Source organism: Thermodesulfobacteriota bacterium (assembly GCA_035559815.1).
GTDB lineage: Bacteria > Desulfobacterota_D > UBA1144 > Nemesobacterales > CSP1-2 > DATMAT01.
Genome location: DATMAT010000057.1, coordinates 68394 through 90938, shown reverse-complemented (window position 1 = coordinate 90938; position 22545 = coordinate 68394). Strand labels below are relative to the sequence as shown.

Sequence of the window (22545 nt, the reverse complement as noted above, 5' to 3'; positions counted from 1 at the left end):
CATAGATCCCAGCGAAGCAATTTCTTATCTTGAACAAGTATGAAAATCAAGATAAAACTGGCCGATTAATTTGATTTTCTCCCTTTAGTGCTCAAAATTAATCGGAATGAACCTGCCGGAGTTATTTCAAAAGCGCCTGGTTATAGCCATTCCCTATTTAGACAACGAGGTGTATGACCTGCAGAGGCTATTTGAATTGAGGGGGTATATGTTTGAGAGCAGACATTAAGGAACTATGCTTCACTCGGTTAAAAATGCCGTCTCTACTTCGTTTGAGTATTTTTTTATACCGGCAAATATACCGTCGACAATATCGCTAATATACCTATCGTCTTTCAGCCTTTTTTCCTCGCGGGGATTAGTTATAAAAGACGTTTCCACCAGTATGCTGGGGATGTCTGCGCCTATCAGCACTATGAATGGCGCTTTTTTGACACCTTTATTATTCACCAGGTCGTATCTCTGGGAGACGCGGTTGATGACGGAACTCTGGACATGAGTAGCCAGCCGGTTCGACTCATCGATTTTCGAGCTAAGTAGATATTTCTTCACGATATCCTCCAGGTCGCTCAGACTCTTTCTGGTGGTGGAGTTCTCCCGGGCGGCGACTGCCAGCGCTTCCGGGTCCTTGGTGAAGCTCAAGATGTATGTCTCTATGCCGTAGGCATGGTTGTTTTTGGCGGCGTTACAGTGGATCGATACGAACAGGTCGGCTTTTTCCCTCCTGGCGATGCCGGTTCTCTCTTCAAGAGGTATGAATCGGTCATCACTCCTGGTGAGGACGACACGGGTCACTCCAAAGTTTTTCCCGTCCTGCTCGATTTTTCTTTTTAGCTCTTTAGCTATGTCCAGGTTCACGTCTTTTTCCTTAAGTCCGCTGGGACCGACCGCTCCGGAGTCGTGCCCGCCGTGTCCTGGGTCTATGACGATGGTCCTGACTTTAAGTCCTAGTGCTCCTCTCAAACTAGAAACATCGCTGTAATCAATCCTGGGCGGGGTTGAGGGCGTTCTGCTTCCGGAAGCACTTTTTTCTCTCACATAGAGGTCGTCCTTAGACTTCTCGCCGTATATGTCCATCACTATCCTGAACGGGTCGTGTAAGGAGAACACCCGGTATTCGTCGAAGTTCTTGATGTATAGAACCACCCTCACCTGGTCCGGAGTATTCCTGGCGAATTTTATGTCTTCGAGCAATCCCTTTTCGATCGGCTCCAACCGGAGGTTGCGGTCAACCTTGGTACCTTCTATGTCCACGAATAGCCTGGGCGGTTTTCCCATTTCCGGGTCGGCTTTCAAGAAGTAGGGTTTGAAGGGCATTTCCTTATCCACGTGTATCACTACCCGGGTGTAGTTCTCGGTAGACCAGTGACGTATCTCGCTGATGTTAACGAGCCTAGCTGATTGTGGTTTGCTTTCGGTTGCGGTTGTAACATCTTTGCCGGTCGGTTTATATGCGGAAAGCTCCTCGAGCTTCGACCGGGCAGCGTACACCATATCCCCTTTTGGGTAATTCTTCACTACTAATTCATACTCGGAATAGGCCGCAGATCTATCCCATCCCTCGACCACCCGGGCGATTCTTATTTGGGCATCGTCCGTGAGGTTACTGTCCGGGTAGCGTCTGATGAATTCCCGGCAGTAGTCAATGGACTTCTGGTAGTATTGCCGGGAGTTGAACCGGTTCCCCATCTCCTCATACATTTTTCCGGATAGAAAGAGGGAGTCAGGGGCCTTGGGGCTGTCCGGATAGGAAAGATAGGTGCTGTAGAACGCCCGGGCAATGATGTCCCAGATCTCGGAATCGTTTATCTTGACCGGGTCTGAGGTGAGGTCCTTGTAGAGCTTTAAGCTCTCTTGGTAAAGGCTTTCCCCTTTTTCCTGGGCATAGACGGGCTGAATGTATAAAATTAACGGTAAAAAAAGGTATAACCTTAAAGATAAGGTTTTATTTTTCACCTTAAGACCTTATAATATATCATCTTTTTTGGGTTGTAAACCTCTTTTTTTGAAAGAGGTGAAAATGTTAACCCCCTTTTAATTCCTGTAATTTTGAAATAATGGCCGCTTAATGCTAAATTTTTTGGATGAGGGTTATATTACTTGGCTGTGCCACCTCGACCGGGGTTCCGATAATTGGATGTAATTGCGCTGTATGCACGTCGGCTCACCCCAGGAACAAGAGGACTAGGTGTTCGTTATTTGTTCAGTCCCGTGGGAAGAATATCTTAATAGATACCGCTCCAGACCTGAGGCTCCAGGCGTTGACTCACAATATAACCAGGTTGGATGCCGTACTTTATACCCACTCCCATGCCGACCATACCCACGGAATAGATGAACTCAGGACCTATAATTTTGTGAATAATATGGTAATTCCCTGCTACGGCAGTCCTGAGACCGTGGAGAACATAAAGACAAACTTCCGGTACATATTTGACGGCTCTTATTCCGCAGGCGGAAAGCCCAAGCTCGAGATAACAGCGGTTACTGCAGAGTTTGATTTTCAGGGGGTGAGAATAATTCCAGTGGAGATCGAGCATGCAAGCTGGATAATATTTGGCTATCGAATCGGGAATATGGCCTACCTCACGGACTGTAGCGGAATACCCGAGGAATCTATGAAAAAGCTTAAGGGACTCGACCTTTTGATAATAAGTGCTCTCAGATATACTCCTCACCCTGCCCACCTGAGCGTCGAGCAGGCCGTCGAGGTTATCAGAAGAATTGATCCACGGCTGGCCGTTTTTACACACATGGGGCACGAGCTCGACTACGAGGAACTGTCGAGCAGGCTTCCCGAAGGGGTCCTGGCCGGATATGATGGCATGACATTCGAATTGGAAGATTCATGACATTTAGGGGCTGCACATGTGCAGCCCAAAACAGATTGGCAACACCCTTTGGATAACGAACCACGAAATTAAGTAAGGAGCATGAAATGCAAGAGATAATTCGTGACCTGCTTCAATCAAGCAATTCCAAAATCGTACTCTGCGTCCTGGACGGGCTGGGCGGGCTTCCGTTAAACGGAAAGACCGAACTTGAGGCGGCTTCCACTCCCAATCTGGATGAACTGGCCAGGTCAGGCGCGTGCGGGCTGCACATTCCGGTAGCCCGCGGTATCACGCCGGGAAGCGGCCCATCACATCTCGGGCTCTTCGGCTACGACCCGCTGAAATACGAGATTGGCCGGGGAGTATTGGAAGCTCTAGGGTTGGGAATCGAGCTTACTCCAAATGACATAGCTATAAGGGGAAATTTCGCTACCGTAGAGTATCAGGATAAAAAACCGGTTATCAAGGACAGAAGGGCAGGGAGAATCCCTACAGAGGAGAATAAGAAAATCACCGCAAAGATAAGAGAGAAGATTAAGAGCATCGACGGAGTGAAGGTTTCGATAACCTCAGGGATGGAACATCGCTTTGCACTGGTGCTGACGTTTCCTGAGCCCCTGCCTCCCGGCTCGGACGATATTCCCGATACCGACCCCCAACTCGAGGGCAAGAGCCCGCTGCCGCCGATTCCCCGGAGGGAGGAGGCTGACCCGGTTGCCCGGGTGGTCGATAAGTTCATAAACCAGGCTGGAGAGATTATTCGTGACGAACCCCGGGCCAACTACCTTCTCCTGAGAGGGTTTTCCCTTTATCCGAATCTTTCTCCATTCATCGAGGCGTATGGGGTTAGGGCAGCAGCCGTGGCTGCCTATCCCATGTACCGAGGAGTAGCCAAACTCGTAGGGATGGACGTGCTGGAAGTAGCAGATACGACGATCGAAAGTGAGATCGAGACGTTAAAGAGGCATTTTCAGGAATACGACTTCTTTTATTTCCACGTAAAGAAGACGGACAGCTATGGTGAGGATGGAAACTTCGATGCAAAGAAAAAGGTCATAGAAGAATTTGACAGCTTTGTCCCGGAGATATTAAGCCTTAAGCCGGATGTGATAGTCGTCACCGGCGACCATTCCACACCATCCATCATGAAATCGCATAGCTGGCATCCGGTGCCTTTTCTCCTTTCATCCGTCTACACACGCGGAGGAGGAAGCCAGGGATTTTCGGAGAAGGAGTGTCTTAAAGGAGAGCTTGGAATATTCCGGGCCACCGATGCTATGACCCTCATACTCTCCCATGCAAGGCGGCTTCAAAAATTCGGGGCGTGATGAGAGTGAATATTGATGAGTGAAGAGTGTAGAGTTTGCGGAATGAAAAAACTTAACTTTTATCTTCTAATCCCTAGTCCCTGATTCCCAGTCCCTGCTCTTGCATTTTAAGAGTCGTATGCTAATTTATAATTTCTCTCGAAAACGTGCCGAAGTGGCGGAACTGGGAGACGCGCTGTCTTGAGGGGGCAGTGCCCGCAAGGGCGTGCGGGTTCGACTCCCGCCTTCGGCACCAGCAATTTCAAGCAGTTACAGCAACCCCCCCAACCTACTAAGCAAAACCAACTTGCCTTTGCCTAACCAGTGCCTAACTGGATTGCACAAGCAGCCTTCCAAATCCAAACTTGGAGGGTTTGATTATGGCAAGCCTTATTTATAATCATGGTAGTTACTATGCTGTATTTAGTTATGGTAAAAATAAGAAATGGATAAAGATAGGTAAGCTAGACAAAAAGCAAGCCTAGCAGATATCAAAGCAACTAGAAATAGAATGGGCAAAGGATAAGTTAGGCATTATGGAAATCAAGGATGTTAGTTTGTTTGATTTCTTAGATAAGATTGCCTCTTTTCAATATGATAATCACACCGTACTAAGCTAACAGCACGCCTAAGTTTTACTTGTTCCTAGAGTATTAAGCGTACCTCTTATGGTAAGCACATCTCCAGCCTCCAAGTTGGCCAATTTGTATTCATTAGAGCCATCACATGAAATGTTAAATGCTGAGGCTTTTAATTTTAATCCCAATAAATTCGATGGACATGATCCACCCACTTGCATAAATGCATGACATGCTGCTTTGGGGATATATATATCAGGATTATCCCCACTTTTGGTAATAACAAAATCATTGCTTGTTATGGAAAGCTCAATCCTTGGACCCTCCTGTATCTGCTCCTTTAGCTTTTCTAGAGCATAAACATTTGTCTCTTTTAGCTTTGCATGCTGTGAACATAACTCCCGCAGCTCCATCTTTTCTAGCTCCTCTTCCTCTACAGAATAACTTTTAACAGGCTGCTCAAGCTTTTCTGGGTCAGCATCCACACTAAAAATATTGAAGAGCGCATCTCTTTGCTTTATGAATTCCTGTCTTTTTCTTTCATTCTCTTCATCTATTTCATCTAGAAGTTTCTGAAATTCTGGTCTAAGATTCTCCTGGTTTTCTTATGTGTAATAACCAGGATTTAATCAAACGGGCACTGCCTTAGCTAGTTTCATCTAACTCGGCAATTTTACTTCTCTAGCAGTCACTCTTAGAGAAGCGAAGAGTCTATACTCCACTAAGATTCTTCACCTTTGTTCTAGCCTATTGACCGCCTTTTCTAGAAAAACCCCGTTAACTCTGAGTAGGGTGGAGGGGGAAACTCTCAATAACCCATCCTTCGAACAGGCTCAGAGCCTGTCCTGAGTTTATCCCCGATTAAATCGGGGAAGGAATGAGCGGATGCATATCCGCTAAAATGATTAATGAAATAAAAACCGTTCATTCTGAGCACAGTCGAAGAATGAACACCTCAAGAGAATTAAATACGTAAGTGTTGCTTTTTTGCCCTACAAAATGTAATATGCAAAATCCGTACTTTAACTTTCTTTAATTCTTTCACATTTTATCGTTTGCCGAGGTGATTAAGGTATGAGCGAGACCAAGGAGAATTTGAAAACCGAAATTCCCGGACCGAAAGCGAAGAAGCTGATCGAGAGGAGAGAAAAATACGTGGCAAAGGGGGTTTTTAATGTAGTTCCCTCTTTTATAGAGAGGGCTAAGGACGCTCTCATAACCGATGTTGACGGAAATACCTTCATTGATTTTGCCAGCGGGCTGGCGACGGTTAACGTCGGGCACTCCCGAAGGGAGATAATCGAAGCTTTGGGAAAACAGATCGAAAAGTATCTTCATACCTGTTTCCACGTTTTCATGTACGAGCCATACGTTCGTCTGGCCGAAAAGCTGGCCGAGATAACCCCGGGCAATTTTCCCAAAAAGACGGTGCTGGTGAATAGCGGGGCCGAGGCCGTGGAGAATGCGATAAAGGTTGCCCGGTACTACACCAAAAGAAAAGCCGTCGTTACCTTCGAGCACGCCTTTCATGGAAGAACACTCATGGGGATGACCCTTACCAGTAAGATCAGGCCATATAAATTCGGCTTTGGCCCGTTTGCCCCGGAAGTGTACAGGATGCCTTACGCCTACCCTTACCGTTGTTCATTTGGGGCTGAATACAAGAACTGCGCAGAGGCCTGTCTTGACCACTTTAAGAGCTTCTTCAAAACACATATGGACCCGGAGGAGATCGCTGCGGTAATCATCGAACCAGTTACCGGCGAGGGCGGATTCATAGTACCGCCGCCTGAGTTTCTCCCCGGTATTGGCAAGATCTGCAAGGAACATGGAATTGTCTTCATAGTTGACGAAGTGCAGACCGGCTTCGGCAGGACCGGAGAGATGTTTGCCGTAAACCATTATAACCTTGTGCCGGACATAATTACCATGGGAAAATCTATTGCCGCCGGGCTTCCGCTTGGAGCGGTTACCGGAAGGGCGGAGATCCTGGATGCCTCCGATGTCGGGTCGCTCGGTGGGACGTTCGGTGGAAACCCGCTTTCCTGCATCGCCGCCCTTGAGGCCATCGAGATAATGGAGAAAAAGGGCTTTATGGATCATGCACGGAAGGTCGGCAAGATAATAAATGATAGGCTTAAAAATATGCACGAGAAATACCGGATAGTAGGCGATGCCCGAGGGCTGGGAGCCATGGCCGCTATAGAGCTGGTCAAGGATAGGTCCACAAAGGAACCGGCCAAGGAAGAAACCGCGGAAGTAATCAAGGAGTGCTACAAAAACGGATTAGTTATACTTAAAGCAGGAGCCTACGACAACGTCATTAGGCTCCTCGTTCCTTTAATAATAGCTGAGGATTTGCTGAATAGAGGCTTGGATATTCTGGAGAACGCCGTCATCAAGGTTGATAAATGATATCTCCAGAAAAAAACCTAGAAGTGGTTATGAGAAATTGTTATAATCGTCCTATAAAGCCTTTATCTTTTGGTCAAATGATTCATAACATGGGGATGGGTTTAGCAGCCGTCCTTTGTTTGAGCAAACGCAAGGTTCACCCTTACAAGAATAACGACCAGTAAAAAGAGGGAGGTGGTCTCGATGCCAGTCAAAAAATACAAGATGTTTGTCGACGGCAAGTGGGTTTCTTCCCATACCGGAAAGATGTGGGACGTGATAAACCCGGCCAACGGTGAGGTCATCGCTCAGGTTCCCCTTGCCGATGAGGAAGATACCAGAGACGCCATAATGGCGGCAAGACGCGCTTTTGACAAAGGCCCCTGGAGGAAGATGACTCAAATAGAGCGTGGAAAACTCCTTTTTGCGCTCGCCCGGGCCATTAGGGAACAGGCGGAGGAGTTTGCTAAGCTTGAGACCCTCAACTGTGGAAAGCCTATAAGGGAATCAAGGGCGGACATTAGTGATGCCGCCGACTGTTTTGAGTTCTACGGAGGTCTTGCCGATAAGATAAACGGTGATATCGTCCCCGTTCCCGACCCTAATATTGTGGGAATGGTATTTAGAGAGCCAGTAGGTGTGGTCGGTCAAATTATCCCTTGGAATTATCCCTTGCTCATGGCCGCGTGGAAACTGGCCCCCGCCCTGGCCACAGGTAATTGCTGTGTATTAAAACCGGCGGAGATAACGCCGCTTACCGCGCTCGAGCTATGTAAATTAATCAAGGAAGTGGGATTTCCGGATGGGGTTGTGAATGTGATAAACGGCCTCGGCCCCGTTGCCGGGATGGAACTAGCAAAAAATGAATACGTAGACAAGATCGCCTTTACCGGGAGCACCGAGGTTGGAAAACAGTTGATGATAGCCGCATCCGGGAACGTCAAGAAGATCTCTCTCGAACTCGGCGGCAAGTCTCCCATGATTGTGTTCGAGGATGCCGATTTTCCCCTCGCCGTTGACTGGGTGCAGTTTGGAATCTTTGTCAACCAGGGTGAGGTTTGCTCGGCCACGTCCAGGGTTTATGTCCAGGAAAAGATACACGACAAGTTCGTAGAGGAACTTACCAAAAAAGCAAAAAAGGTCAGGGTGGGAAACCCACTTGAAGAGAGCACGGAGATGGGGCCTATCGCCTCGGAGAAGCAGTTAAACAAAATACTCCACTACATAGACCTAGGAAAGAAAGAAGGTGCGGAGGTTGCCTATGGCGGAATGAGGCTTGAAAAAGGGGAGATGAAGAAAGGCTTTTATGTCTCACCCACGATCTTTACCAATGCTAAAAACAACATGAAGATTGTGCAGGATGAGATATTTGGGCCTGTCCTTACCGTCACTAAATTCAAGAAGGAAGAGGAAGCCATCGAGCTGGCTAACCAGACAAGGTACGGCCTGGCCGGCGGGGTATTCACCAGAGATATAAACAAAGCCTTCAGAATAGTGAAAGAGCTTAGGGCAGGGATCATCTGGGTTAATTCGTCACAGCCTTGTTTCAATCAACTTCCCTGGGGTGGATACAAACAGAGCGGCATCGGCCGGGAGCTGGGGAAATACGCGGTGGAAGAATATACCCAGTTGAAGCAGGTCACTGTAAACCTGAACGAGCAGCCACTCGGCTGGTATTCGGGATGAGTAACAAAACTAGCCACGAATTGACTGGAATGAGCACGAATGGAAACTGAATAAATTGTTTTATAGATGCAGCTTTAAAGCCACTACTCTATCTTTATCAGTGTAAATTCGTGTTCATCAGTGGCTAACTAAACATAAGGAGGCGACATGGCAGTGAACAACAATCTCCAGCAGGAATTTGTGAAGAAGTGGAGGGACAATGCCTATGGATGCTTTACCTCCGGCCATAAATTCTGCCGGGAGGTCTGTCCGGTAACTCAGGTTACCCGGAACGAAAATCACACCCCAACTGCGTTTCATGCGAACATAGTGGCCATGGAGCAGGGGGCGCTGTCGATTGAGGATATCGCCCAGGATTATGTTAATTGCACCATGTGCGGCGCTTGTGAACTGAGGTGTCCCAACACCCTTTTCACCGGCGATTTCTACCGGCACCGAACCCAGACGGTAAAGGTAGTGAAGGCCATGCGCGCCCTGGCAGTGCAATCCGGGATTGAACAGCCTAACTGGAAGCGCTGGGTTGAAGCGACCGTCGATAAGAAGAGCGAGCCGGTATTGGACGTCCCGATCAACCAGGATAACGTTGCGGCCTGGGCCAAGGGCCTGGACCTGCCTATCGGTGGAGAGACGATTTTATTCTGCGACTGTGAAGCGGCGTTTTATCGAACCTCCGTTCCCCGGGCAACGGCCATGCTCCTCAAAAAAGCCGGGATCAAGTTTGGTCTAATGAGGGAGCAGTGGTGCTGTGGCGGGCCTGCTGCGGAGATGGGCTACACCGACCATGCTCGGGTATTCGCCGAGCATAACCTGGCTGACTGGCGTGCGGTGGGGGCGAAGCGCATTATTGTGCTCGACCCTCACGACTATATCACCTTCACCGAAGACTATCCGGAGTATTTCGGTGAAGATTTCGACATCGAGCTCGTTTATATCACCGAGCTTGTCGCCGACCTTATTCGCCGAAAAAAACTAAAACTGACAAAACCGATAAAGCGGGTTGTAACCTATCATGACCCCTGCCGTCTGAACAAGAGAAAGGGCATATTCGAGTCCCCTAGGGAAATCCTCCGGTCGATTCCCGGTCTAACCTTTAAGGATGTAGACCACGTCACCCAGTGGTCCTATTGCTCCGGAGCGGGTGGAGGGTTTGCCGTCGAGCGTCCGAAGATTGCCGAAGAAATTAGTCGTCGCCGGCTGGCTAAGGCCGCCGAGCTGGAAGTGGATACTTTAGTAAGTGCCTGCGTCTGGTCGGAGCGTCCCCTTTCTGCCCGCGGTAGAGAGCTTAAACCCAAGGTCGAGGTGAGGGACCTGATGGAGCTGGTTGCCGAATCGGCAGGACTGGACTACGGAGGTGTGAAGGTATGAGCGTAGTTACCGTGAGTGACGCAGTGATCGAAGAATTAAAAGGCATTGTCGGGCCTGAGTACGTTCTTATTGACAAACCGGCACGTTACAACCGAACCCGTGTCCCGGCCCCCTTCCCGGTGCACAGATGGGGTGATTACGTGCCTGACGTGGTGGTTCTTCCCGCTACTGCGGAGGAGGTGTCAGAGGTAGTAAAGCTGGCGAACCGATTCAAGATTCCGATTGTACCCCGTGCCGGCGGCACCGGGCTTGCCGACGGAGCCGTTCCACTACGAAGAGGAATACTGGTCGATATTAAACGTATGAACAAAATTCTAGAAATTGACCTCGAAGACCGCGCCGTAACGGTACAGCCGGGAATCAACATGCTAAAGCTCAACGAGGAATTGAAGAAGTACGGCGTGTTTTACCCGGATGACCCAGCATCGTATCCCTGCTCGATAGTTGCCGGAAGGATTGGGACAAGTGGATTCTCTCTGATATCGAGCAGATACGGACACACCAGGGACCTGGTGATGAGCATGCAGGTCGTTCTGCCAACCGGGGAGATCGTTGAAGTAGGGGATGGTGGGGGAAGGAAACTCCGAAAATCCTCGACCGGATTTCAGCTTAAACACCTCTTCATGGGACATCAGGGTACCCTTGGGATATGCACGGAAGCCACGCTTGAGCTGGTTCCCCGTCCTGAGGCCGAATTTGCCGCATTCTTCGGCTATCGGGATTTTGAAGCCGCCTACAAGAGCACCGGGGCTATGACCAAATCGGGCCTGGCCACCCTTGCCGCTGTGGTCTTATTCGACGACAAAAAGGTACAATACCTGCGTAGGGATGACGAGGCTTATATCCCCCAACCTAAGAGCGTTAATTCGGTAATCGCCACGGCTATATACGGAGTAGAAGACGAGGTAAGAGCCGCCGGTAAGCGTCTATTGCGAATTGCCAAGGAGACCGGTGGTAAGTATCTGGGAGATGAAGTGTCCCAAGGTGACTGGGCTTCACGGCATGACCGTTATGCAACCCCCCTTCACGGCCGGTTGCTGAACGGGCAGGTTGTTCCCATGTGCTGGCATTGTGAGGACTCGGCGATCAACTACAGCGTCATCCCCAAGGTAAGAAAGGAGTGGCACTCCATAGCAGAGCGCTACATTAAAAAGTACGAAATCTTCGACGACTGGGGTTGCTTCTTCTATACCAACGCCGCATACAAGCCCTGGGGTGACTACCTGGCCGAGATCGACATAGGCATTTGGGAGCAAAGACTCAACGAAGAGAATTGGAGGGCATGGGTAGAGTGTAAGCGGGAGATCACCCAGGTAGCCCTCAAATACGGCGGGTCAATCACCGCCTGCCATGGCTCGACCAGGGAGGGCGACGCCGAATTCGTCCCGGTGGAGATGAAGGGCGGGTTCGAGGTGATGAAGCGCATCAAAAAGGCGCTCGACCCCAACAACATCATGAACCCCGGCAAGAACATGCTGGATAAGGCGTATGAGGATTGAGAGGAAGTAAATATTGAGCCACAAATTGACACGAATGAACACCAATCAGAAAGTGATTATGGATTTCAGGATTTTGTAGTGAGCCCTTCGGCTGGGCTCAAGGGTAAAGGTAACTAAATCAAGTCGTTAGCGGTAAGCTATCCGATACTTTATCTGAGCTTGTCGAAGGATGGCTCTAATGATCTCGATCGAATGAGGCAAGACACAGGGAATTCATCATACATTATTTCTATTCGTGAAAATTAGTGTTCATTAGTGGCTTAAAATTGAAAAGAGGAGAAACAACATGCTTGGTTTCCTGCTAAGGGCTCAGCGCCCTCCTAAACCTAAGGCGGTTAAGGAAGGAGTGGTAATGCGTATGGAGCACGTCTACGAGGTGGACCCGGCAAAAATGCAGGTTTTTAAGCAGCAGGATATGCCGGTGTGGGATACCCTACGCATCGTGAAAAACCGCTGGGAGCACCTGGCCTGGATGCACAATCATTTTGCCGATGGAATGGTTTCGGGAGAAGAACTGGAGAAGGAAATTGAGAAAGAAATGGAGAAAGAGAAGAAAAGAAGTTCTCCCAAAGGCCGAGTTCCCAAGCGAAAAAAGAAATAAGCGTAATGACTTCGGATAGAAACGTTAACCTTCCCGGGCTTGGCGAGGAGCTTAGAAATTCTGTCGAAGAGCGCGTCTCCGAGTTCGAGCATGAGCATGAACCGGACCTGCTAAGAGGCAGTTCGGGCTGGGTTCCTCATATAAGAAAACTAGACTATGCAATTGCTATTTTGATCAACGCTGTAATCGCGCTCTGGCTCATCATCGCTTTTACCTTAAATTGAGATTGGTAACTTTGTATACGAGATTACTAGAAGTCAGAATTCAGGAGTCAGGAGTCAGAAGAAGACAAAAAATCTTTTACTCTGGATTCTGTATTCTGGCTTCTGAATACCCCTTCAAAGAATGAAAATCAAAGAAGAGATTTTTTTCAACCTCCTTCCCACGCGGAAAAGCGAGCGCGTCTATGGATTCTGGGATTTTTTGGCGGTGCAGATATGCTTCGGCATAGCCGCCTGGTTTTTTCTGGTAGGTAGCCTGACCGGTCTTACCGTAAATGCGAGAGACGCCATCCCCATAATTCTCTTCGGAAATGCAATACCACTTTTTCTGATTGCCCCTATGGCAGTGATATTTGCCCGGTATGGAGTGGAGCAATGGCTTGGCTCGTCGGCGGTGCTGGGTCATAGATTCAAGGATATCTGGCTCTTCATATACATTACCTCAAGCTTCGGCTGGATTGCCTATGCCTCTTTTCTATTCGGCGAGAGCGCAATCAAATTTGTCAAGGTTTTCGACGGGCCTTTGATGTTTACCGAGGAAGTGCCGGGTGCGGTTATCTTTGCCATAGTAGCTACTTTGGTCGGAACTTACTTAGCTTATTTGGGCCCGACTGCTTTAAAACACCTAATTCATGCGGCAGCAATCTTTCTTCTGGCGGTTCTGGTGTTTTTCACCTGGACTGTTTTCTCTAAGTTCGGCCTCGATGCTATTCTCAACGCCGAGCCGGCCAAGCCCCTTGAAACCCTGGCCTGGAGCAGGGCTTCGGCAATAGAGTATAACGTCGGTTTGGGTTTCTCCTGGGCATTCTGGTACGGGCAGTGGACCCGGCTGGCCAGGACCGAATCTGCAGCATTTCACGGATGCTTATGGGGATGGGGAATTCTCGCCGCAACGGCCGGAATCTTTTCGGCCTTTGTGGCGCTTGCTCTGGGCGTCTATGACCCTAGCGAATGGATTGTCAGCCTGGGCGGTGGACTAGCCGCACTTGGCCTTCTCCTTTTTGCCGTGGCTAACGTTAGCTCGGTAGCGGCTCTGGTTTATCCAATGTCAATCACCTTGCGTTCCCGTTTTCCCAATCTAAGCTGGCTTTATGCAATTCTGATATGCTCTCTCCCGGCCATATTGCTGGAGAATCCCGTGGTCTTTCAAAGCTATGGTGTCTACCTGGCCTACATAGCACTTCTCTCCGGAACCTACGGCGGGATCATGATAGCCGATTACTTTTTGGTGAACCATGGGAAAACTAGCTGGAGGATCAGGGATCTCTACATAACCGGCCCGAAAAGCCGTTACTGGTACCGGGGCGGATTTAATCCTGCGGCGGTAATTGCCACTCTAGCCGGGGCCGGGTTTTATCTGTGGACGCTAGACCCCCTTACCTGGGTCAGCCCGAACGGACTCTTCCCCCACATCACCGCCGGCATCCCTTCTTTCTTCGTATCCTTTGTGGTCTATGGAGTGCTTATGCGTTTCTGGGTGCTTCCGGGGATGGAGAGAGTGAGAGCAGAAACTGCACAATCCTTACAGTAAAAATTTGATTAGTTTCAAGCCAAAGTATACTTATTCGCTGCTTGCAGTGCTCTGTTAAAACACATTGTCATGTCTTCTTAACTACCAAGAATATGCCTGGATAGTATCTCTTGTAGCGTTTACTTGGAGTAGTGAGATATTGCTCCAGAAAACACCATGCTGTGACATCCGGGACATTAGAAGATTGTAGCCACTCAATAATCTCTTGAATCTTACTTTCCATCGTTTGCTTCGTAGCATCTCGCTCAAAGCAAGGTAGACCAATTACTACTCCAGTACGGATTACATCAATATAATTAGGAAGATCACTGATTGGTAAGCCATGTATACCTATGATATTGTTGACTTGTTCGAAAGCCGCACGCATGCGAGATTGTATTTTTCTAAGGATCTTTGAACCATCTGCCTCAGCTAATTTGCACTCAACTAACTCTATCGTCGTCGAGCTTGTATTACTAATGACTGAGCAGATGTCTACACGTTGATCTTCTTGCCTGTGTCTTCCGGTTCTGATCACATACGTCTCTGGCATAGCCAATGTCCCCACTTGTGTTAGTGAGCCCGCTATTATTGCAGAGTTCGTCCTTTCTAGATACTCCCAAGGGGCATCGGAAAACCTGAAACTGATACATAAGTTATTTATAGTTTTAACCCAAACATTACACGCTTGCTGCCAGTGCGATAAACTGCAACTTGGGCTGACATGTATTCCACTCCTCGGCTCCATGATTTTTCCTAACGATCATTTGAGCATGCGTAAATTGAGATGACAAGTTTATCAGCCATATTATATAAACCTAAAAAGCTTATTCCTCAACCTATCTTAATGAAGCAGGTTATGTTACACGAATTGATTACCATATTTGTAGAGACGACCCGTCCTGTAGTGAGCTTATCGAACTACGGGTCGTCTCTACGCTATTTTATTTTGGGATAATTAGATGCAATTCTTTTTATTTCAGGGCAGGCATTACCTTGTCGTGGATCAATTTCATCTGGCCGATTACGTCGGGGCAGTTAGGGATGTCTCTTCCGGTGAAAGCCTTGACCAGGAATGGGTCGGTGATGGCGGCAACAACGTGGTTTATGCCGGTGGGTAGGATATCCCTCTTCAGCTTAGCTACGCACTCTTCGGGCGTACCGGAGATGGAGAGTTTTTCTCCGATTTCAGGAGATGTCAGGTCAACCGCCTTTTGAACATCGCCTGCTCCAAAAGCATCAAATATTGGCTGCAGGTCTGAATACTTCATGCCGTGCCGTTCTACCTGGCTGGCGGGCATTGCTCCCAGGTAAAAGGCAACCATGATTCGGGCAGTTTCCTTGGCCGCTTTTGAATCCTCGCTACAAACCCATACCACCCATGCGGCACAGTCCAGGTCCTGCCAGTTGCGACCGGCCTTTTTTGCCCCGGCTTTGACATTCTCCATCACGTAATCGTAGTTCTCACGGGAGTATCCGAGCGCATGGTGTATGCCGTCGGAGATCTCTCCAGCGAGTTGAAAAGAACGCGGCCCGCCCATTGCTCCGAGCTTGAGCGGGATCTGCTTTTGCACCGGCCTTGCCAGGGTAAAAAGCCCCGAATAGTTGAAGAACTGTCCCTGGTGGGTTATGACACCCGAATCTAAAAAGGTGCGCATAACCTGATGCGCTTCTTTAACCCTGGCCAAGGGTTTTGTGCCCTGCCACTTTACGTGATACTGGCTCAGCATTATCAGGTTCCCAAAGCTAATAACCGCCTCGGCGCGGCCGTTGGTGAGTTCATCCAGGGTAGCTATTTGCTGGGCAAGTATGGTAGGCTCTTTCAGGATAACATGGGTGACGCTTGGCCCCATGCGTATATTTTTTGTCTTGTCCGCCGCTGCCGCAAAAAGCAGCCACATGTCCTTCCAGTAGGTTTCATCGACTGCATAGACAGCGTAAAAACCGGACTGGTCGGCAGTCTTGATCATATCCAAAGACTGCGATAACGGATAGGCCGGAAGATGTGCATAGCTAAAGTTCACCATTGCCTTTTACCTCCTAGGTTGGTTTATCATGCAAACTGCAAATTATAATAAATTCTTTATTTCTCAGCTAATAAGAAAAGATGCAACCCTATTGTAGAACATTTTAAGATGATATGTCAATAGAGGAATTTGAGCCTAATTATCGGTGATTTCAACCGATGATTATGAGCTTGTCGTAAGCGTGATATTTGCTACTTGATGGCTTCTCCATTAACATAGAACTGGGATTTAGAGCGTAAATGAAAAACACAAACAGAACCTTTTTATTGGGTGCAGGATAGGATTCGTCTTTGATCATCAAAGAGGAAGTCATGTGTTTGTGCATAGTATATAGAAAGTAATATCTCAGCGGTTATCTGTTAATAAGGGACTTTAGAGGCGAACTCTTAATAGCATAAATGAAGTTCTCTGCAGTCAGCAGGGTATTTAAAAATATCCCCTCCCTAGACGGGAGGGGATGAAGGGGAGGGTGAAAATAACATCTATCACCCCCATCCTAACCTTCCCCCGTCAAGGGGGAAGGGGGCAAAGAGATACGGTGTAGCAAGGTACAGTGAATTCCCAAGTTAAAAAGTTGATATTACGATAATAGAGGGGTTAAAGAAGTTGGTTTAAAATATCGTCATCTACCCTTAAAAACCATTATCTATCGTGAAACTAGCGAAGTTAAAATGAACCAAGAACAAACCACTCAGGAAAATTTTCGTTCCGGTTTTATCACCATAGTGGGAAGACCGAATGTAGGCAAATCCACCCTTCTCAATGTGATTGTGGGCGAGAAAATCGCTGCAGTCTCCCAGAAACCGAATACAACCAGGAATCGGGTGGTCGGAATTAGAACATTTCCCGATTCCCAGCTTGTATTTCTAGATACCCCGGGGATTCATAAGGCAAGAGGAGAGTTGGGAAAAGCAATGGTGCAGGCAGCGATGAACACACTCGGTGAGGCCGACGTTATCCTGATGATGATCGAGGTTGATGACCCATTTGGCAAGGGCGACCGTTTTATAATAAGTAGCCTGCCCAAGCCGGCATTACTGGTCATTAATAAAATCGATACCATTAAGAAAGGCAAGATACTTGAGATTATCTCTGAGTCTCAAAAGTTTGGGGATAAGTTCCTGGAAGTAATCCCCATCTCTGCTTTGAAGGCGGACGGGATTGACGACCTTATAAACAGCATCAAAAAATACCTTCCGGAGGGTCCAAAATATTTCCCCGATGACATGATTACAGACCAGCCGGAGAGATTCCTAGCCGCCGAGCTTATAAGGGAGAAGATTTTTAACCTTACTCACGAAGAGATACCTTATAAGACGGCGGTGGTGGTCGAAGAGTTCAAGGACATTCCGGAGAAAAAGTTGGTAAGGATCTCGGCTCTGATTTATGTCGAGAGGGATAATCACAAGGGAATTATAATCGGCGAACAGGGCAAGATGCTAAAGCAGATAGGGATACTGGCCAGGGCGGATATAGAAAGAATACTCGGTACTAAGGTATTTTTAGAGCTATGGGTCAAGGTAAAGGAGAGATGGACCCAAAGAGGAGAGTTAATAAGGGAGTTCGGATACGGAAGTTAATTCCCGGTTAAGTCAACTTGACACCCTCTGGTATATGCTCTAACATTCTTAGGCTAAATGGCTAGAATTTCACGACAAATTGCTATTGGAAAGGTAAAAGTCGGCGGCGGCGCTCCGATAACGGTACAATCCATGACCAAGACAGATACGAGAGATATTCCCGCCACCGTGGCCGAGATAAAGAGACTGGAAGCCGCCGGTTGTGACATCGTCAGGCTCGCCGTCCCGGATATGGAAGCGGCAAAATCGCTTGGCGAAATTAAGAAACAGGTAAACATCCCCATAGTTTCCGATATCCATTTCGATTACCGCTTGGCGCTCGAGGCTATAAAACAGGGTGTTGACGGCATGAGAATTAACCCGGGAAACATAGGCTCAAAGGCCAGAATCAAAGCGGTCGTCGATGCGGTTAAAGAACGGGGAATCCCTATAAGAATTGGTGTCAATTCCGGCTCATTGGAGAAGGATATACTGAAAAAGTATGGGAGCCCGACGGCTGAGGCCCTGGCCGAGAGCGCATTCAGGCATGCGGAGATCCTTGAAGATTTGGATTTCAGAGACATAAAGATATCCGTGAAATCAACCGACGTTATGAAGATGATAAGGGCTTACCGAATCATCGCCGAAAGAACCGATTACCCTCTTCATCTCGGGGTTACCGAAGCTGGGACGATAAAGATGGGGACGATCAAATCATCGGTCGGGATAGGAACTCTCCTTGCCGAGGGTATCGGAGACACCATTAGGGTATCTCTTACCGGAGACCCGGTCGAGGAAGTCTATGTTGGTATAGACATACTAAGGTCTTTGGGATTGAGGAAAAACGGCATCGAGTTAATCTCATGCCCCGGCTGCGGAAGGTTAGAGATCGACCTCATGAAGCTAGTCAAGGACGTGGAGGATAGGATAAGCGAGATAGAACTGCCCAGGCCAATCAAGGTAGCCATACTAGGCTGCGTGGTTAACGGGCCGGGTGAAGCGTCTGAAGCGGACATAGGCATTGCCGGAGGAAGGGGGAAGGGGATGCTCTACAAGGACGGCAAATTGGTTAAGTCTTTCAAGGAGGAAGAGCTGGTAGACCAGCTTGTCGAGGAAATAGGGAAGTTCGCAGTTAATTAGTCTCGTTCAATTTTTCCACTCAGCAATTTCATAATCAGATAGTATTTAGTGTAAAGCATCCTCATTTTGTGAATTGTGGTAGAATGAGCCATGATTCACTTTAAATTGAGGATTCCCTGTGGCTACAGGGTTTCCGCTGTCATTTGAGGAGTTCTTGGGCAGGCTCAGGATAAACTTCGCGACGAAGCAATCTGACAAATGGTGTCATTCCCATGAAAATGGGAATCCAGTTTTCAAAACAATGGATCCCCGATTAATACGTTCGGGGATGACATGCGGAGAGGAGCCCTGATCTTATGTATCCACGATTCAATCGAGGGATCAAGCCTGTCCAGCATCGTCGAAGTAAGGGAGGGAATTCAGGGAACCGTAATGTTTACACTGAGCACTTCGATTCCTCAGTGCAGGCTCCGTGAATGTGCTCGCAATGACGAGGAAGATAAGCAGTGATTAAGGTGAAAAAGCATCCCACAGCAATGCTAAAAGATGACACGGAGAGAAATACTTCTGAAAACATATCGGCCCTGATTCTTGCGGGTGGGAAATCCCGCCGTCTGGGGAAAGACAAGCGATTACTAATCTACAAGAAAGACCCCCTTATACTAAGAGCCCTTCGGTCTGCCAAAAGCATTACCCAGGAAGTGTATGTGCTGATTTCTACTAAGGAGGATGAAGAGGTTCTTTCCCGAATACTCGGGGACGTCCCTTTTATCTTAGATTCATCTCCTGGTTCGGGACCTCTCGGTGCTCTGGCCGGGGCACTATCTTTAATGTCTACTGATAGCGATTATGTCCTTCTTTTGTCCGCGGACTATCCTCTCCTTACTGGAGGATTTCTGCTAAGGATGAAAGTATTTTTAGAGGAAGAAATAACAAAACCCGATGTTTTGGTTCCGCTCTTTGAGGATGTGCCACAAGTTACATGCGCCTTCTACAGGCGTTCGATTGCGGAGGGCATGCAAAGGGCCTTTGAACAGGGAGAGCGATCCCTCAGGCGATGGGTTGAGAGTCATGAGAAAGGAGTAAAATACATTAAAGAAGAAACGTGGACCGAGTGGGAAAGCCATTCGGTTTTTTTTAATTTGAATACTCCTCAAGATTATGAACGCTTTATGAATATGGAGTAGACCACTTGGCTTTAAGAGTGTGAAGCTAGCTTTTCACATCGATTATTCAATTAACTGGTTTTAGTATAAGGAGCTATCGAGGATACTCCCCGCATGTCATCCCCGAATTCTTTTATCGGGGATCCATTTTTTTTAAAAAACTGGATTCCCGCTTGTGCGGGAATGACAAAATTGATCTCTCCCTTCATTTCACTTAGGACAAGCTCTGAGTTCCGATCAGTTCGACGGGCTTACCAAAGACTTTGATGAATGGTCTTTCCCGAACTAACCTGAAGGAGGTTGTGCTGACATTGTCAGAAACTTCAAATTCTGACTATTACATTTTAAATTGACCTCTTCAGGCTGATGATGACGAATTTGGATGTAGGCGTATTGCTTTTTTCCGCTACGCTTCTGATCGGAACGAGCACGTTCGTCTCCGGATAGTAGGTTGCTGCACAGTGGCGGGGAATACTGAAGGGAACAACGACAAAACGGTGCGCAACGCGTTCCTCACCCTCAAAGTGGCTTGTGAGGTCGACGAGTTGTCCTTCCACAAGGCCGGCTTCCTTTATATCATCGGGATTTAGAAACACCACGCGGCGTCCGTTATAAATGCCCCGGTAACGGTCATCGAGCCCGTAAATCGTTGTGTTGAATTGATCGTGGCTGCGTATGGTCATCATAATATACTGACCCTCTTTGAGGTTGTGATGAGGGATGGGGTGAACGGTAAAATGTGCCTTGCCCGACGGGGTGTTAAACTCACGCTCCCGTGCGCTATTAGGAAGGTAAAAACTCCCCTCCCGAATACGACGATTATAGTCATGAAATCCCGGAATTACTTTTGCTATGTGATCTCGTATGCGGTCGTAATTTGCTACAAGACCTTCCCAATCTACGGTGCTTCGTTCCCCTAATGTTGCCCGGGCGAGCCTGGCCACGATTGCCGGCTCGCTAAGTAAATGTTCGGACGCTGGTTTGAGCGACCCACGTGAGGAACTCACGACGCTCATCGAGTCCTCTACAGTGACAAACTGAGGTCCCTCTGCCTGCACGTCCTTTTCCGAACGGCCGAGGCACGGAAGTATCAATGCCCGTTTTCCGGTGATTAGATGGGAGCGATTCAGTTTCGTTGACACGTGGACGGTTAATCGACAGCGCCTGAGCGCCTCTGCCGTGTAATGGGTATCCGGCGTTGCCGAGAGGAAGTTGCCGCCCATAGCTATGAAGACTTTTGCTTTACCTTCATACATGGCTTTTATTGACTGGACGGTATCGTATCCGTGCTGGGGAGGTGGCTCAAAATCGAACTCTTTGGAAAGGCTTTCGAAAAAAGCCTCTGTCGGCCGCTCCCAGATCCCCATGGTTCGGTCGCCCTGAACATTGCTGTGGCCTCGAACAGGGCAAAGGCCGGCTCCGGGCCTTCCAATCTGGCCGCGAAGAAGCATTAGGTTAACGATCTCTTGTATAGTTGCCACCGCATTCTTGTGCTGGGTCAACCCCATTGCCCAGCAGCAGATCATGCGTTTCGAGTCTATGGCGATCCTAGCTGCTTCTCTTATTTGCTCTCTGGTGATTCCGCTTTCTTCTAGAATCTCGTCCCACTCCGTCTTTCGTAAGTCGTCGACAAAGCTCTCAAAGCCTACCGTGTGCTCCCGGATGAACTCGTGGTCTAATACATTTCCCGGTCGGCGCTCTTCCTCTTCGAGCATCTCTTTCATGATGCCTTTTAACAGGGCGACGTCTCCGTTGATGCGTACCTGAAGAAAAAGGTTAGAAAGCTGTGTGCCCCTTGTGAATAGCGTCTCCAAGACTTCCTGGGGATTCTTGAAGTGGAAGAATCCGGTTTCAGGCAGAGGGTTTATGCTCACTATCTTACAGCCCTTTCTAGCCGCCTTCTGGAGGGAAGACAGCATCCGCGGGTGGTTAGAGCCGGGATTCTGGCCGATTATGAATATGGCATCCGCAAGCTCGAAGTCATTCAGGCTTACCGTCCCTTTGCCAACGCCTATGGTCTCGGTTAACGCCCTCCCACTCGATTCGTGGCACATGTTAGAGCAGTCCGGCAGGTTATTTGTGCCGAATTGTCTTACAAAGAGCTGATATAGAAATGCTGCCTCGTTGCTTGTCCTTCCCGATGTGTAGAAGACGGCTTCGTCGGGGGAGGAAAGTGAATTTAATTCCTCGGAAATGAGTTTGAATGCTTCTTCCCAACTTATCGGTGCATAATGGTCGCTGCCCTCGCCAAGCACCATAGGGTGTGTTAGCCGTCCCTGTTTGTTGAGCCAGTAATCCGATTTGTTGCTGAGTTCTGTAACCGACCATCTCTTGAAAAACTCCGGCGTGACCCGCTTTCTGGTGGCTTCATCGGCGACGGCTTTGGCGCCGTTTTCACAAAATTCAACCGTATGACGGTGGTCATCCGGGTTCGGCCAGGCACAGCTTTGGCAATCAAAGCCGTCTTTCTGATTTACCTTAAGCAGTGTTTTCACGGCGTTAATAACGCCCATGTCGTTGTACGAGTGTTGTAAGGTGGATAAAATAGCGGGGATCCCTGCAGCCGTTTTCTTGGGTGGTTTAACTTCGATCCCGGCAAACTCCTCAGGGGGCTCTTCGCGTGATTTTCCGTGTTCTATTTTTTCCTTCATTACTAATATGCCACGGTGTAACTATTTATTATCCAGAAAACGATACATGATGAATGATTCACGATGC

17 protein-coding genes and 1 tRNA gene are annotated in these 22545 nt (G+C 48.3%); 13 read left to right on the top strand and 5 right to left on the bottom strand.

Features of this window, described 5'->3' with window-relative positions; all coding sequences use genetic code 11:
- Window positions 1–240: 240 nt before the first annotated feature.
- Window positions 241–1956, bottom strand: a complete 1716-nt coding sequence (locus tag VNN20_14530) for an N-acetylmuramoyl-L-alanine amidase (protein HWP93406.1) — start codon at window positions 1954–1956, stop codon at window positions 241–243.
- Window positions 1957–2084: 128 nt separating this feature from the next.
- Here VNN20_14530 and VNN20_14525 point away from each other — a divergent pair, with 128 nt between their 5' ends.
- From VNN20_14525 to VNN20_14515, 3 genes are all read left to right on the top strand, one after another.
- Window positions 2085–2852: an MBL fold metallo-hydrolase gene (locus VNN20_14525; protein ID HWP93405.1), complete on the top strand. Its 768-nt coding sequence runs from the start codon at window positions 2085–2087 to the stop codon at window positions 2850–2852.
- Window positions 2853–2938: 86 nt separating this feature from the next.
- On the top strand, window positions 2939–4162 hold the full coding sequence (locus tag VNN20_14520; GenBank protein ID HWP93404.1) for a 2,3-bisphosphoglycerate-independent phosphoglycerate mutase: 1224 nt from the start codon (window positions 2939–2941) through the stop codon (window positions 4160–4162).
- A gap of 148 nt (window positions 4163–4310) precedes the next feature.
- Window positions 4311–4397: transfer RNA gene (locus VNN20_14515), tRNA-Leu, on the top strand.
- A gap of 372 nt (window positions 4398–4769) precedes the next feature.
- On the opposite strand, the gene VNN20_14510 is transcribed toward VNN20_14515, so the two are convergent.
- Window positions 4770–5204: a hypothetical protein gene (locus VNN20_14510; GenBank protein HWP93403.1), complete on the bottom strand. Its 435-nt coding sequence runs from the start codon at window positions 5202–5204 to the stop codon at window positions 4770–4772.
- Window positions 5205–5793: 589 nt separating this feature from the next.
- Here VNN20_14510 and gabT point away from each other — a divergent pair.
- From gabT to VNN20_14475, 7 genes are all read left to right on the top strand, one after another.
- Window positions 5794–7134, top strand: a complete 1341-nt coding sequence (gene gabT, locus VNN20_14505; GenBank protein ID HWP93402.1) for a 4-aminobutyrate--2-oxoglutarate transaminase — start codon at window positions 5794–5796, stop codon at window positions 7132–7134.
- A gap of 183 nt (window positions 7135–7317) precedes the next feature.
- The gene (locus VNN20_14500) at window positions 7318–8799 is read left to right on the top strand and encodes an aldehyde dehydrogenase family protein (protein HWP93401.1); all 1482 of its coding nucleotides are present in this window, start codon (window positions 7318–7320) and stop codon (window positions 8797–8799) included.
- 147 nt (window positions 8800–8946) lie between these two features.
- Window positions 8947–10164, top strand: coding sequence for a (Fe-S)-binding protein (locus VNN20_14495; protein ID HWP93400.1), 1218 nt, complete (start codon window positions 8947–8949; stop codon window positions 10162–10164).
- Window positions 10161–11663, top strand: coding sequence for an FAD-binding oxidoreductase (locus VNN20_14490; GenBank protein ID HWP93399.1), 1503 nt, complete (start codon window positions 10161–10163; stop codon window positions 11661–11663). The genes VNN20_14495 and VNN20_14490 overlap by 4 nt, the downstream gene beginning before the upstream one ends.
- 286 nt (window positions 11664–11949) lie before the next feature.
- Window positions 11950–12264: a hypothetical protein gene (locus VNN20_14485; protein ID HWP93398.1), complete on the top strand. Its 315-nt coding sequence runs from the start codon at window positions 11950–11952 to the stop codon at window positions 12262–12264.
- A gap of 5 nt (window positions 12265–12269) precedes the next feature.
- On the top strand, window positions 12270–12488 hold the full coding sequence (locus tag VNN20_14480) for a hypothetical protein (GenBank protein HWP93397.1): 219 nt from the start codon (window positions 12270–12272) through the stop codon (window positions 12486–12488).
- A 121-nt stretch (window positions 12489–12609) separates the two neighbouring features.
- Window positions 12610–14016, top strand: a complete 1407-nt coding sequence (locus VNN20_14475; protein HWP93396.1) for a cytosine permease — start codon at window positions 12610–12612, stop codon at window positions 14014–14016.
- Between the two features lie 67 nt (window positions 14017–14083).
- On the opposite strand, the gene VNN20_14470 is transcribed toward VNN20_14475, so the two are convergent.
- Window positions 14084–14239, bottom strand: a complete 156-nt coding sequence (locus VNN20_14470) for a hypothetical protein (protein ID HWP93395.1) — start codon at window positions 14237–14239, stop codon at window positions 14084–14086.
- Between the two features lie 730 nt (window positions 14240–14969).
- Window positions 14970–16019 carry an LLM class flavin-dependent oxidoreductase gene (locus VNN20_14465; GenBank protein HWP93394.1) on the bottom strand — a complete coding sequence of 350 codons (1050 nt, stop codon included), beginning with the start codon at window positions 16017–16019 and terminating at the stop codon, window positions 14970–14972.
- Between the two features lie 674 nt (window positions 16020–16693).
- Here VNN20_14465 and era point away from each other — a divergent pair.
- From era to VNN20_14450, 3 genes are all read left to right on the top strand, one after another.
- A complete protein-coding gene (gene era, locus VNN20_14460; protein HWP93393.1) occupies window positions 16694–17602 on the top strand; it encodes a GTPase Era in 909 nt (302 codons plus the stop codon).
- A gap of 57 nt (window positions 17603–17659) precedes the next feature.
- Window positions 17660–18721: a flavodoxin-dependent (E)-4-hydroxy-3-methylbut-2-enyl-diphosphate synthase gene (gene ispG / locus VNN20_14455; GenBank protein ID HWP93392.1), complete on the top strand. Its 1062-nt coding sequence runs from the start codon at window positions 17660–17662 to the stop codon at window positions 18719–18721.
- 446 nt (window positions 18722–19167) lie between these two features.
- Window positions 19168–19848, top strand: coding sequence for a molybdenum cofactor guanylyltransferase (locus tag VNN20_14450; protein HWP93391.1), 681 nt, complete (start codon window positions 19168–19170; stop codon window positions 19846–19848).
- A gap of 323 nt (window positions 19849–20171) precedes the next feature.
- Here the strand turns inward: VNN20_14450 and VNN20_14445 are convergent, their stop codons facing one another.
- Window positions 20172–22478: an FdhF/YdeP family oxidoreductase gene (locus tag VNN20_14445; GenBank protein HWP93390.1), complete on the bottom strand. Its 2307-nt coding sequence runs from the start codon at window positions 22476–22478 to the stop codon at window positions 20172–20174.
- Window positions 22479–22545: the final 67 nt, after the last annotated feature.

Excerpts from the sequence above, each read along its gene's own strand:
- VNN20_14525 (HWP93405.1), top strand. The coding sequence starts at position 2,085 with ATGAGGGTTATATTACTTGGCTGTGCCACCTCGACCGGGGTTCCGATA.
- VNN20_14520 (HWP93404.1), top strand. The coding sequence starts at position 2,939 with ATGCAAGAGATAATTCGTGACCTGCTTCAATCAAGCAATTCCAAAATC.
- gabT (HWP93402.1), top strand. The coding sequence starts at position 5,794 with ATGAGCGAGACCAAGGAGAATTTGAAAACCGAAATTCCCGGACCGAAA.
- VNN20_14500 (HWP93401.1), top strand. The coding sequence starts at position 7,318 with ATGCCAGTCAAAAAATACAAGATGTTTGTCGACGGCAAGTGGGTTTCT.
- VNN20_14495 (HWP93400.1), top strand. The coding sequence starts at position 8,947 with ATGGCAGTGAACAACAATCTCCAGCAGGAATTTGTGAAGAAGTGGAGG.
- VNN20_14490 (HWP93399.1), top strand. The coding sequence starts at position 10,161 with ATGAGCGTAGTTACCGTGAGTGACGCAGTGATCGAAGAATTAAAAGGC.
- VNN20_14485 (HWP93398.1), top strand. The coding sequence starts at position 11,950 with ATGCTTGGTTTCCTGCTAAGGGCTCAGCGCCCTCCTAAACCTAAGGCG.
- VNN20_14480 (HWP93397.1), top strand. The coding sequence starts at position 12,270 with ATGACTTCGGATAGAAACGTTAACCTTCCCGGGCTTGGCGAGGAGCTT.
- VNN20_14475 (HWP93396.1), top strand. The coding sequence starts at position 12,610 with ATGAAAATCAAAGAAGAGATTTTTTTCAACCTCCTTCCCACGCGGAAA.
- VNN20_14470 (HWP93395.1), bottom strand. The coding sequence starts at position 14,239 with ATGGAAAGTAAGATTCAAGAGATTATTGAGTGGCTACAATCTTCTAAT.
- era (HWP93393.1), top strand. The coding sequence starts at position 16,694 with ATGAACCAAGAACAAACCACTCAGGAAAATTTTCGTTCCGGTTTTATC.
- ispG (HWP93392.1), top strand. The coding sequence starts at position 17,660 with ATGGCTAGAATTTCACGACAAATTGCTATTGGAAAGGTAAAAGTCGGC.
- VNN20_14445 (HWP93390.1), bottom strand. The coding sequence starts at position 22,478 with ATGAAGGAAAAAATAGAACACGGAAAATCACGCGAAGAGCCCCCTGAG.